At 69.3% G+C, this 12288-nt stretch carries 10 protein-coding genes and 1 pseudogene; 8 read left to right on the plus strand and 3 right to left on the minus strand.

Annotated elements, in window-relative coordinates; all coding sequences use genetic code 11:
- On the plus strand, positions 1-354 hold a 354-nt coding region (locus tag V7E05_RS08385; RefSeq protein WP_333619211.1), incomplete at its 5' end, for a C40 family peptidase.
- Positions 355-606: 252 nt separating this feature from the next.
- A complete protein-coding gene (locus V7E05_RS08390) occupies positions 607-1752 on the plus strand; it encodes a glycosyltransferase family 4 protein (RefSeq protein WP_333619212.1) in 1146 nt (381 codons plus the stop codon).
- Between the two features lie 83 nt (positions 1753-1835).
- Here V7E05_RS08390 and V7E05_RS08395 read toward each other — a convergent pair whose 3' ends face one another.
- Entirely contained in the window at positions 1836-3638 is a 1803-nt protein-coding gene (locus V7E05_RS08395) for an AMP-dependent synthetase/ligase (RefSeq protein WP_333619213.1), read from the minus strand.
- Positions 3639-3971: 333 nt separating this feature from the next.
- Between V7E05_RS08395 and V7E05_RS08400 the strand changes: the two genes are divergently transcribed.
- From V7E05_RS08400 to V7E05_RS08420, 5 genes are all read left to right on the plus strand, one after another.
- Positions 3972-4526 carry an SRPBCC family protein gene (locus tag V7E05_RS08400; RefSeq protein WP_333619214.1) on the plus strand — a complete coding sequence of 185 codons (555 nt, stop codon included), beginning with the start codon at positions 3972-3974 and terminating at the stop codon, positions 4524-4526.
- On the plus strand, positions 4523-5452 hold the full coding sequence (locus V7E05_RS08405) for a hypothetical protein (protein WP_333619215.1): 930 nt from the start codon (positions 4523-4525) through the stop codon (positions 5450-5452). The genes V7E05_RS08400 and V7E05_RS08405 overlap by 4 nt, the downstream gene beginning before the upstream one ends.
- Positions 5453-5612: 160 nt before the next feature.
- Entirely contained in the window at positions 5613-6305 is a 693-nt protein-coding gene (locus tag V7E05_RS08410; protein WP_333619216.1) for a lysophospholipid acyltransferase family protein, read from the plus strand.
- 27 nt (positions 6306-6332) lie between these two features.
- Positions 6333-6857 (plus strand): polyadenylate-specific 3'-exoribonuclease AS, encoded by a 525-nt coding sequence (locus V7E05_RS08415; RefSeq protein WP_333619217.1) that lies wholly within the window; start codon positions 6333-6335, stop codon positions 6855-6857.
- A gap of 144 nt (positions 6858-7001) precedes the next feature.
- Positions 7002-8408, plus strand: a complete 1407-nt coding sequence (locus V7E05_RS08420; RefSeq protein ID WP_333619218.1) for a class II 3-deoxy-7-phosphoheptulonate synthase — start codon at positions 7002-7004, stop codon at positions 8406-8408.
- A 57-nt stretch (positions 8409-8465) separates the two neighbouring features.
- On the opposite strand, the gene V7E05_RS08425 is transcribed toward V7E05_RS08420, so the two are convergent.
- Positions 8466-10988, minus strand: coding sequence for a PASTA domain-containing protein (locus V7E05_RS08425; RefSeq protein WP_333619219.1), 2523 nt, complete (start codon positions 10986-10988; stop codon positions 8466-8468).
- A 207-nt stretch (positions 10989-11195) separates the two neighbouring features.
- Between V7E05_RS08425 and V7E05_RS08430 the strand changes: the two genes are divergently transcribed.
- Positions 11196-11561, plus strand: a complete 366-nt coding sequence (locus tag V7E05_RS08430; RefSeq protein WP_333619220.1) for an Rv2175c family DNA-binding protein — start codon at positions 11196-11198, stop codon at positions 11559-11561.
- On the opposite strand, the pseudogene V7E05_RS08435 reads toward V7E05_RS08430, so the two are convergent.
- Positions 11558-12288 (minus strand): annotated as a pseudogene (locus V7E05_RS08435) (hypothetical protein); the annotation flags it as partial. The gene V7E05_RS08430 and the pseudogene V7E05_RS08435 sit on opposite strands and share 4 nt — an antisense overlap.

Genomic DNA, 12288 nt, shown 5'->3' on the forward strand with positions numbered 1-12288 from the left:
CCGCAGTCCAAGGGCGAGGAAGTCCTCGCCGCGGGCCAGACCAAGATCGGCTCGCCCTACGTGTGGGGCGCCACCGGCCCCGACTCCTTCGACTGCTCGGGCTTCACCTCATGGGCCTACCAGCAGGCCGGCATCAGCATCCCCCGCACCAGCCAGGCGCAGGCCTCCGGCGGCACGCAGGTCTCCCGCGACGACCTCCAGCCAGGCGACCTCGTCACCTTCTACGACGGTGCCTCGCACGTCGGCATCTACGCCGGAGACGGCCAGGTCCTCCACGCCTCCACCGAGGGCGTCCCGGTCGGCTACTCGCCGGTCGACTCCATGCCGTTCTACAACGCCGTCCGCTACTACTAAGCCGGACCGCACGCAGGCCCCGGCGCGCGCCCGCGCCGAGCAGCATCATGCTGCGACCTGCTTTTCCCTCACGCACTCCGCAGCTCGCCGCCCAACCATGGCGGCGCTGCGGAGTTCGTGCATTTCGCGCGGTGGTTTCCGCGGACCCGGGACGAGGCGCCGGAGTCCGTGGAAGGCCCGCCCGTGACGGCGGAGGCCGCCGCAGTAGGGGAGGCGGAATCGCCGCACTCCCGAATGTGAAAAGGTGGATACGTGGCCCGCACACTCGTCATCACGAACGACTACCCGCCCCGCCCCGGCGGCATCCAGTCGTACATCGAAAGCTATCTGCGCTACCTCGATCCGGAGGATGTGTGCGTCATGGCTTCGACGTTTCGCGGCGAGGAATCGACCGCGTACGACGAATCGCGGCCCTACGCCGTCCACCGAATGCCCACGTCGATGCTGCTGCCCACGCCCGCCGTCATCGACGAGGCCAAGGCGCTCGCCGACGAGTGGGAGGCGGAGACAGTGTGGTTCGGGGCGGCGGCGCCGCTCGCCGTCATGTCCGGTCCGTTGCGGAGGGGGAGCGTGCGCCACATCGTGGCGAGCACCCACGGGCACGAGGTCGGTTGGTCCATGGTGCCGCCTGCGCGCTCGGTACTGCGGTACATCGGCGACCACTGCGATGCCATCACGTACGTCTCCCAGTACACGCGGGACCGCTTCGCCGCGGCGTTCGGGCCGCGCGCGCGTCTCATCCATCAGCCCGGTGGCGTCGACACCGAGGTCTTCCGCCCGGAGGACGATCCCGAGGCGATCAGACGGACCCGCGAGGAATTTGGCTTCGGCACTGGCAATGCGATCTTGTGCCTGTCCCGGCTCGTTCCGCGCAAGGGGCAGGACACCCTCATCGAGGCGCTGCCGCGGATCCGCGAGTCCGTGCCCGATGCACGCCTCGTGATCGCCGGGGGTGGACCGTATAGGAAGAAGCTCGAGGAGCTCGCGGCGCGCAAGAAGGTCTCCGAGCACGTCGTGTTCACCGGCCGCATCCCTGATGCGGATGTCGTGCGGCTGCACCAGGCTGCCGACGTGTTCGCCATGCCCGCCAGGACCCGCGGGGCGGGGCTCGACGTCGAGGGGCTCGGGATCGTCTACCTCGAGGCCTCGGCGTGCGGGATCCCCGTACTCGCCGGGACGTCCGGAGGGGCACCGGAGACGGTGCGCGACGGGGTCACGGGTCTCGTCGCCGACGGGGCGAAGCCAGCGGCGGTCGCCGAGGCCCTCGTCCACATCCTCTCCGACGATTCCATCGCACGCTCGATGGGGCGCGCGGGCCGCGAATGGGTGCGCACGTCGTGGTCGTGGGACGAGCTGGGCAACCGGATGCGGGACGTCTTGCTGCCCTGGGACGACTGAGCCCGGATCGACGAAAGAACCCGGCGCCCGGGACCGATATGGTCCCGGGCGCCGCGGCCTGTTCGGGGCGTGGCGCGCCGCCGCTACTTCGCGTAGATCGCGTCGATCTGCTTGGAGAACTTGTCGTGGACGACGTTCCGCTTGACCTTGAGCGAGGGGGTGAGCTCGCCGGTCTCCTCGGTGAACTGGCCGGGGAGAACCTTGAACTTCTTGATCGCCTCGGTGTGCGAGACAGTGGCGTTGGCCGCGTCGAGCGCCTTGTCGAGATCCTTCTTGAGCTCGGGATCCTCGGCGAGATCGGCGATGCTGCCCGTCTTGCCGTTGGCGTCCTTCCAGCGCTCGATTTCGTCCTCGTCGAGTGTGAGCAGGACGCCGATGAAGGGGCGGCCATCGCCTACGCACACGGCCTCGGAGATGAGCGGGTTCTGCTTGAGCCCGTCCTCGAGCCCGGCCGGCGCGACGTTCTTGCCGCCCGCGGTGACGATGATCTCCTTCTTGCGGCCGGTGATGCGGAGGAAGCCGTCATCATCCAGCGAGCCGAGGTCGCCGGTGAAGAACCAGCCGTCCTTGAAGGACTTGTTCGATGCCTCTTCGTTGTTCCAGTAGCGATCGGCGACGACGGGGCCGGAGACCGCCACCTCGCCATCGGACTCGATGCGGACCGCGTGGCCCGGCAGCGGGCGCCCGACGGTGCCGATCTTGAGGGCGCCCGGGGTATTGACGCAGTGCGCGGCGCAGGTCTCCGTGAGCCCGTAGCCCTCGTAGATCGTGACGCCCATGCCGTCGAAGAAGTGGGCGAGGCGCGGGCTGAGCGGCGCGCCGCCGGAAACGGCGATCTCGCAGCGCCCACCGAGCGCGGACTTGAGCTTGCTGTAGACGAGCTTGTCGAAGAGGGCGTGCTTGGCCTTGAGGAGCGGACCGGGCTTTTTGCCGGAGCGCGTGGTCTTCGACATCTCCACCGCGGTGTCCACGGCCTTCTCGAAGATACGGCCCTTGAAGTCGCTGCCGTCGTGGGCCGACTGGCGGGCGGAGTTGAAGACCTTCTCGAACACGCGCGGGACGGAGAGGATGTAGTTCGGGCGGACCTGGCCGAAGCGGTCGACGATGTGCGCGAGGTCCGCGGTGTGCGCGAGGGTGACTCGCTTGTAGATGCCGGCGTAGTTGATCGCACGGGCGAGCACGTGTGCGAGCGGCAGGAACATCAAGGACACGTTGCCCGGCGTGAGGTAGTTGCTGAGCTGCGTCTCCGAGGCCGCTAGCGCTTCGGCGTGGATGTTGCCGTGCGTGAGGATGACGCCCTTCGGGCGACCCGTGGTGCCCGAGGTGTAGATGATGGTCGCCATGTCCCCGGAAGTGACCGCGCCGCGGCGCGTATCGAGCACCGAGTCCTCGACCTCGGCGCCGGCCTTCTTGAGCTTGTCGATCGCGGGGGAGGCGCCCTCGATCTGCACGACCTGTACATCGAGCTTGGCGGTGGAGATGGCCTTGTCGACCTCGGCCACGTGCTTGTCCGTCTCGGCGATGACCAGCTTGGCCTCGGAATCCGTGAGGATCCACTCGATCTGGGCTGCGGAGGAGGAATCGTAGATCGGGACGCTGACGGCGCCGGCCGCCCAGATCGCGAAGTCCACGAGGCACCACTCGTAGCGGGTCGAGGAGATGATCGCGACGCGGTCTCCCTGCTCGATGCCCAGCGCGACGATGCCGCGGGCGACCTCGCGCACCTCGGCGGCGAACTCGCTCGCACTGACGGGGGTCCAGCCGCTCCCGTTCTCCCGGAGGAACATCTCGTGCTTCGGGTTCTCCTCGACGATGTCGTAGACCGCCTGGACGCACGACCAATCCTTAGGTACCTCTACATCGCCGGGGACGCTGTACTCGCGCATCTGATGTTCCTTTCGGATTCTTTGGTGTGACCCTCGTTACTGAGATCTAGCTTACCTGTTGATGCCGGGGACATTTCCCCTAGCCCGGATTCCGCCCGAAGCCACCGCGATAACCCGGCACAACGGCCGGAGCTGCGAATAGTTAACCGTTATTGTTATTCGGCGGGCCCCGAAGGATGCGCCCGCGGGCATCCGCCCGAGCGATTCGGGCGGAGACGTAATCTCTTATGGAGGCCGCCGCGGGCACCAGCCGCGGATAGCATCGATTCGAGAACGGATCCTTGACGCGCCTCCCGGTAGGCGCGCGGCATCGCGGGAAAGGGAACGACGGGCATGATCGACGACACGTCTTCGCGCGCACCGGGCACGGGACCTGGCGGGGGCGCCGCGCCCGGCGGAGACAAAAGCGCAGGCGGCAGCGCCACGGGCGGCAGCGCGCGACAGTCGACCACCATCGCCGCGCCGCTGTCTGTCGTCATGGACACCATCGCCGACTTCGAGCGGTACCCCGAGTGGGTGTCGGCCATCCGTTCGGCGGAGGTCCTCTCCCGGGATGACGACGGGCGTCCCGTCGACGTGGCCTTCGTTCTCGTCGCCGGGATAGTCGACGACGAATACCGGCTGCGTTATGAGTGGTCGTCCGATCCCGCCGAGGTGCGCTGGACGCTCGCGGAGCCGTCCATCCTGCAGAAGCGGCAGAGCGGGAGTTACGAGCTCGCACCGGCCGAGGCGGGCGAGATCGACGGCGAAGGCGAGGCCACTGTGGTGACCTACTCGATCGACGTCGAACTCACCGTGGACATGCTCGGGCGCTTCCGGGATCGGGCTCGCCGCCGGATCATCACCGCGGCGCTCGAGGACCTCGCGGCGCGCGTGGAGGAACGTTGAGCGGCTCGCGCTGCGTCGCCGTGATCGGGGCGGACCGCGGCGACCGCGCGAAGCTCGTCGCGGAGCTCCTCGGCGAGACGGGCCCCGATTCTTCCGCGCTGCTGCTCACCGCTTCGCCGAAGTTCTTTTCCGGAGCGCTCGGTATCGACGGTTCAGAGAGGCTCGAGATCCGCGAGGACAGCCAGGAGTCGCATGCGCGGGCGTTTGCCGCGCGGCTCCATGACGACGGATCGCGCGGCCCCGCGCTGCTGCTCCGGGACAGGACCTCATCGCTGTCCGAGTCGCTGGGCTGGGAATACTTCCGCCGCGCCGCCGAATCGGGGGCGTGGGACCTCGTGATCCGCGAACTCGACGGGACCACCGCGGCCCTCGGCAGGCTCGAGGCGCCGCGACGGGCGGCGGAGATCGTCGAATTGATGTGGCCGCGCAACGTGCGCTTCGCCGCGCTCGCCGCGGGGGAGAACATCGATCCCGTCCTCCTCGACGCCCACGAGATCGGCGCCACGCTCGATGTGCTCGACGACTGGCTCACGGCAAAGGGCGGGGCCACGCCGCTGTCGGTGTCGGTCGCGGGCGACGGGGAAGACGCCGCTGCGGCGGCCGCCATGGCAGCGCTGCTCGGCGCGCACACCCTGGACATGGAGGCGCAGGGGCCGCCGATCCGCGTGGAGTCCGTCGACTCGCTGCCGACATACAGGCTCGACGTCTCCGTGCCGGCCGAGCCGGACGCGGCGCCCGCCGTCATCGACGGGAAATTGGTGCTCGATTTCTCCGGGATCCGCGTGCCGCTCGACGTCGGCAGCGTGCTCGCGCGGTGCCTCGTCCATGCGGCCGAATTCGAGCCGGGGCACGGGCGAGGGACGCTGTCGGTGGTCTTCGTCGCCGACAGAGCCCAATGGCCGGAATCGATGCTCGCGCGGGCGTAGTCGCGCGCGGAGCGGGTCACCGGAGCGGACGCCCGGGCGCGACCCGCCGGTTCGGACCTCCGGCACGGAACCCTCTGCAGGACACGAAGGTTTTGTTGTCTAATGGGAATCCAGGTCGACGTGCGGTGTAGGAATCGGCAGCGGAGAACGGGGACGACGGATGTTTTATTGGCTGCTCAAGTGGGTTCTGCTCGGTCCCTGGCTCCACCTCGTGGGCAGGCCGAGCTTCGAGGGCGCGGAGAACTTCCCGCGTGAGGGAGCGGCGCTGGTCGCCGTCAACCACCTGTCCGCCTCCGATTGGCTGTTCCTCCCGCTGCGCACGCCGCGGCGGATGACATTCCTCGCCAAGCAGGAGTACTTCACCAAGCCCGGGCTCTACGGCGCCTTCCAGAGATTCTTCTTTTCCGCCACCGGGCAAGTGCCCATCGACCGCTCCTCGGCGGACGCCGCGACCGATGCCATGGAGACCGGGATCAAGGTGCTCGAGTCCGGAGAGGTCCTCGGAATGTTCCCCGAAGGCACTCGCTCCCCGGATGGTGACCTCTACAAAGGCAAAACCGGCGTCGCGCGCGTGGCGATGCGGGCGGGTGTCCCCATCATCCCCGTCGGTCTCAAGGGCACGGACGTGTTCCTCTCGCAGGATTCGCTCCGCCCACATCCCACGAAGATCCGGATCAAGGTGGGCGAGCCGATCCCGATCGAGGAGTGGGTGGACAAGGTCGGCGATCGGGCGGCCGAGCGCGAGCTCACCAATCTCGTCATGGAACGCATCCAGGAACTCTCCGGCCAGACCTACCACCCGGACGAGTACGGCGCGGAGGTCAAGAAGCGACTCGAGGCCGAGGGGCGCTAGACGGAAGTAGAGGGGTAGGAAGAGAGGGTGCGCTTCTTCTACGACACCGAGTTCATCGAGGACGGCAAGACCATCGAGCTGATCTCCATCGGCGTGGTCGCCGAGGCGCCAGGCGGAGGGCCGGGCGAAGAGTTCTACGCGGTCTCCACGGGCTTCGATCCCGGTCGTGCTGGGGACTGGGTGCGGCGCAATGTCCTCGACAAACTCCCCAATCCCTCCGACAAGGCGTGGCGGAGCAACGATCGGATCCGGGACGACCTGTTCGAGTTCCTCACGCGCAACGCCGCCGGCGGGCCCATCGAGATGTGGGCATGGGTGGGCGCTTACGACCACGTCGCCGTGTGCCAGCTCTGGGGCGACATGCCGGCGCTGCCGCAGCAGATGCCGAGATTCACCCGGGAGCTCAAGCAGCTCTGGGAGCTCTCCGGGCGGCCGAAGCTGCCGGAGATCCCATCCGCCGAGGCGCACTCCGCGCTGGCCGATGCCCGGCACAACGTGGCGAAATTCGAGGTAATCCGAAAGGCGCTCGACGCCAAGGGCATCACGATCTGAGCCGACGCGGCGCCTGCTCTGCTCCTTTCGGCTGCGTTTCGGCCGCCTCCCGACAGTGTTCCGGCCGGGGCTCGGCAGTTTTTCGGCCGTCTCACGGCCTACTTCCCTGCGGGGAGCGAGCCCTTTCCGCCTAGAGTGGGAGGGGTGAACTGGAAAGTCGACGTCGATATCAATTCCCTTCCCTCGCTCCCGGCACTGCCGGAGGACCTGCGCGCCAAGCTGGACGAGGCGCTCTCACGCCCGGCACTGCAGCAGCCCTCGTGGGACCCGGAGCACGCGGCGCAGATGCGCACCGTGCTCGAGTCGGTGCCGCCGATCTGCGTATCGAGCGAGGTCGATAAGCTCCGCGAGAAGCTCGCGGACGTCGCCGAGGGACGGGCGTTCCTCCTGCAGGGCGGCGACTGCGCCGAGACCTTCGAGGGGAATACCGAGCCCCACATCAAGGGTGTGGTGCGCACGCTCCTGCAGATGGCCGTCGTGCTCACCTACGGCGCGTCGATGCCCATCGTCAAGGTCGCGCGTATCGCCGGGCAGTACGCGAAGCCGCGTTCCTCGGACACCGATGCCCAGGGGCTCCTCTCGTACCGCGGTGACATGGTCAACTCCATCGAGGCGAATGAGGCAGCGCGTGCGCACGACCCGGCGCGACTCGTCCGCGCCTACGCGAACGCCTCGGCGGCGATGAACCTCGTGCGTGCGCTCACCACCTCGGGCACGGCGGACCTGCACCGCGTGCACGAGTGGAACATGGAGTTCGTGGCCCAGTCCACGGCCGGCGCCCGCTACGAGGCGCTGGCCTCGGAGATCGACCGCGGCCTCCGCTTCATGGACGCCTGCGGCGTCGTCGACTCGAGCCTCCACACGGCCGAGATCTTCGCGAGCCACGAGGCTCTCGTGCTCGACTACGAGCGCGCCATGCTGCGCCTCTCCGACGACGGGCAGGGGCTCGTCGCCAGCGGGCAGCGCTCCGGCTTCTACGATCTCTCGGCGCACTTCCTCTGGATCGGGGAGCGCACGCGCGGAATCGACGACGCACACGTCGAGTTCGCCTCGCTCATCGACAATCCGATCGGGCTGAAGATCGGGCCGAGCACGACTCCGGAGCTCGCGGTCGACTACGTCAACAAGCTCAATCCCGAGGGCGTGCCCGGAAGGCTCACGCTCGTCTCCCGAATGGGCAACGACAAGGTCCGCGAGGCCCTTCCGCCGATCGTCCGCGCCGTCGAGGCGACCGGGCAGAAGGTCATCTGGCAGTGCGATCCGATGCACGGCAACACACACACCGCCTCGACCGGCTACAAGACCCGCCACTTCGACCGGATCATCGACGAGGTTCAGGGATTCTTCGAGGTGCACCATGCGATCGGCTCGCACCCGGGCGGCATCCACGTCGAGCTCACCGGCGAGGACGTCACCGAATGCCTGGGCGGCGCGCAGGACATCTCGGACTCCGACCTCGAAGGTCGCTACGAGACGGCATGCGATCCGCGCCTCAACACCCAGCAGTCGCTCGAGCTCTCGTACCTCGTCGCGGAGATGCTGCGGAACTAGCTCGTTTCGATTAGGTCGCGTCTGACGCCGGACGGCGCCGGCAACGGTGCCGTCCGCTCAGCCGAGCGCGCTGATCCGCACGCCGGAACCCGGCGCGACGGTTTTACCCGGAAGCGGGACCTGGCCGTAGACGACGCCCGTTCGGCCGGTGGAGAGCTGCGGCTCGAGCCCCGCCTCGCGCAGCTTCTTCGAAGCCTCGGAGACGGAATCGCCGAGGATCATCGGGACCTTCACGGAATTCGACGCCGTGAGGGTGACCACCGTGTTCGAGGAGTCGACTTTCTCGCCTGCCGCGGGCGAGGTCGAGGCCGCCTTGCCGGCGAGGACGTTCTCGTCGCTGACCTCGGCGCCGTCGACGACGCGGAGGCCTGCGTCCTCGAGGGCCTTGCGGGCCTCGTCGATCGGCATCCCGCGGACGTCGGGGATCTCGGCGGCGGTAGAGACCACGATGCTCACGGGCGAGCCCTGGTCGACGCTCGCGCCGGCGCCGGGGTCCGTGGAGAGCACGTGGTCGGCCTTCTGGGCGGTATCGAATTCCTTACGGACGTTTCCCACGGTGAGGCCGACGGACTCGAGCGCGCTGCGCGCGGAGGCGAGGTCCATGCCCTGGAGCCGGGGCACGTCGACGGGCGCCGGGCCGGCGCTGAGGACGAGACGCACCCGGTCGCCCACGCGGAGCGCGGTGCCAGGCGCCGGGTCGAGCTCGAGGACCGCGCCCTCGGGGACGTCGGCGGAATACTGCGGCTGATCGGCCAGCTGCGGGGTGAGCGAGTGCTCCTTGAGCGCCGTCTCCACAGCGGATTGTGAGCGGTCGGCGCTGATCTCGGGCACGATCGGCGGCCCGGCGGAGATCCGCAGCACGACCGAGTGATTGGGATCGACCTTGCTGCCGGGCTCGGGATCGGTGCCGAGCAGGTAGCCGTCCGGCACGTCGTCGACGTACTCGTCCTTGTCCTCGGTGGACAAGCCGGCGTCGGCGAGCGTGGTCCTGGCCTGGCTCACGCTCATCCCCGAGACGCTGGGGATCTCGACGAGCCGTCCCGAGCCGAACCACCAGCCGGCCACGCCGAGGGCGACCACGAGGACGAGCACGAGCACCGCGGCGAGGCAGCCAGCCCCGCGCTTGCGGCGGAGCGAATCCGGGACGGAGGGGAGCCCGGGACCGCGGCCCGCGGGATGCTGGGCCTGGCTGCCGCCGGGTCCAGCTTGGCCGGCCGGGATTACGGGCCCGCCGGGGCTTCCCGGAGCCGCAAGACCGCCCGGCCCGACGGGAGTGCCCTGGCCGTGGCCGGCGGGCGCGAAGTGCGCGGTTCCGGCTCCGTCCCGGGTGGGAGCCTGGGCGCCCTGGTACACGGCGGTGCGCGCCGGGCCCGCGCCCTGCGGCGCGCCGGAGCCGGGCACCGCCCCGGTGGTGGGATCCAGGCGAGTGGTCTCGGCCGCCGCGTGCGGGGCGACACCCGGAGCACCGCCCGGACTCGGCGTGGCGTGGTGCATGCGGGTTGCGGCGTCGGCGGCGCCGCCGGAGAGGCCGGCGGCTGCCGCGCCCGCGCCGACCGCTCCCACAGCCCCGATGGCCCGCCCGCCGCCGAAGCCGGAGCTCTCGCGCGAGGCGATATCGAAGACCGTCTCCCCGGCGGTGTCGTCGCCGGCGAGCCCCGATTCGGCCTCACGGGCAGCTCGCGCGCGGGCGCGCGCCCACGCGGACGAGCTGGGCGCGGGGACGGGGACGTGGAAGAGGCGGTTGCGCGTGGCGACCTCTTCGACGCGGCGGAGGAACTCGCGCGCTGTCGGCACGCGGGAATCGGCGTTGCGCTCCGTGGCGTGGAGGATCAGATCATCGAGGTCCTCCGGGATCCCGCCTGCCATCGAGGAGGGCGGCGGCACCAGCCGCTCGAGGCGTTGGTACGCGGTGGCCACTGGCGTATCGCCTTGGAAAGGGACCCTGCCAGTGAGCAGCTCGAAGGCGACGATCCCCAGCGAATACAGGTCCGAGCGCGGGTCCGTCTCGCCCGTGGCGATCTGCTCGGGCGCGAGGTAGGCGGCAGTGCCCATGACGACGTTCTGGCTGGTCGAGCGGGACTCTGCAACCGCGCGGACGAGCCCGAAGTCCGCGAGCTTCACCGAATTCGAAGTGGAGACGAGGATGTTCTCCGGCTTGATATCGCGGTGGATGAGCCCGTTGTTGTGGGCCTCGTCGAGTGCGCCGAGGACGGGGCGCAGAACCGAGAGGACGACATGCGGGGGCATGGGTCCACGTTCGTCGAGGATCTCACGCAGCGTGCCGCCCGGGACGAGCTCCATGACCAGGAACGCCTGCCCGCGGTCGAAGCCGTGGTCGAAGACCTGCACGACTCCGGGATGCGAGAGCCGGGCGACGGACTTCGCCTCGAGCTCGAGACGGTCGACGAAAGAGCGGTCTCCGGCGAGCGAGGGGGAGAGGAGCTTGAGCGCGACGTGCCGGTCGAGGCGGGTATCGGTGGCGAGGAAGACGGTGGACATCCCGCCATCGGCGATCGGTGCCTCGAGACGGTATCGCCGATCGACGGTCTCGCCGGGGCCGAGTGCCTGGGCGTTCGCCATTGCCGCGTCCACCGTCCTTTCCGTCTGTATCGCCGTCTCGCCTTGGTGCTGCCTCTTACAGCTTGTCCCCGGCAGTCCTCGGGGCCCGACTCTGGGCCCGCACTCCGCGATCTGCCCGAATGATCCTCCCTCGAGAACCCCCCGAGAGAAGATCGCAATCGTGCCTCGATGGGCAGAAGCGTCCATCTAACAACTAACGTAGGGCACGTGAGCAAAGTTCCCTACACCGACGACGTCCTGCCCGCCGACGCCGAGGTCCTTCCGCTGCCCGACGTTGCCGATCGTCTCGGCATCGTGGTCACCCGCGTCCACGACCTGCTCCGGGAGGGTGCGCTCATCGCCGTGCGCCGCGACGGTGTCGTCGTGGTCCCGGAGCGATTCCTCGGCTCCGACGGCGTGGCGAAGCACGTGCCGGGGCTCATCTCGGTGCTGCGTGACGGCGGATACGAGGACGCCGAGATCCTCCGCTTCCTCTACACCGAGGACGAGTCGCTGCCCGGCCGCCCCGTCGAGGCGCTCCACGGGCATCTCGCCCGAGAGGTCATGCGTCGGGCTCAGGCAATGGCCTTCTAGCCGGCCGATTCCCGCTCGCCGGTCTTGCCGATCTCGGCGGTTCCGCCTGGCCGCGCCCGAGCGGCCCACAGCGCAGCGACGGCGGTGAGAGCCACCGCGCCGAGGAAGAACGACAATTTGTAGAGGGTCGGCGATCCGCTTGGATCGACGGTCGCGAGGACGAAAACCGTGCCGGCCACGGAGGCCGTGACCAGCCTCGGCCCAGTCCTCGCCGTGGGGGTCGCAGCAACTGCGAGCGCGGCGAGGACGACTCCCCAGTACCAGGGCCAGGACACGACGTTGGCGATGAAGACCGCCGCCCACGATCCGGAGAGGCCGAGCATCACGCGGCTGGCGAGCCCATGGAGCCGCGGCGAAGACGGCGGTGTCGACGCCACCGAGCGAGCGCGCGGCCGCGACCACCACCAGGCGGCCAGCACACCGAGCGCCATGCAGGCCATCCCCACGTAGCGGGTCACCGCGAGGGCACTTTCGAAGCTCACTGGGCCGAGACACGAAGCGAGGTGCGCGAGCCCGGTGGGCAGGGAAATCCAATAGACCACGCGGTCGGACACCGAGAGCGCCGCGATCCAGCCGAAGCCCGCTCCGCTCGCCGCGGTCACGGAGGCGCAGGAGGCGGCGGCGAGCGCCGTCATCCACAATCCGCGGACGAAAGCCGGGCCCAGCCGCCTGCCGCCCAGCCAGGCGAGGAACGGCAGCGCGACGATCGAAGTGATCTTGATCGACG

This window comes from Dietzia sp. (assembly GCF_036741115.1).
GTDB lineage: Bacteria > Actinomycetota > Actinomycetes > Mycobacteriales > Mycobacteriaceae > Dietzia.

Excerpts from the sequence above, each read along its gene's own strand:
- V7E05_RS08410 (WP_333619216.1), top strand. The coding sequence starts at position 5,613 with ATGTTTTATTGGCTGCTCAAGTGGGTTCTGCTCGGTCCCTGGCTCCAC.
- V7E05_RS08400 (WP_333619214.1), top strand. The coding sequence starts at position 3,972 with ATGATCGACGACACGTCTTCGCGCGCACCGGGCACGGGACCTGGCGGG.
- V7E05_RS08395 (WP_333619213.1), bottom strand. The coding sequence starts at position 3,638 with ATGCGCGAGTACAGCGTCCCCGGCGATGTAGAGGTACCTAAGGATTGG.
- V7E05_RS08425 (WP_333619219.1), bottom strand. The coding sequence starts at position 10,988 with ATGGCGAACGCCCAGGCACTCGGCCCCGGCGAGACCGTCGATCGGCGA.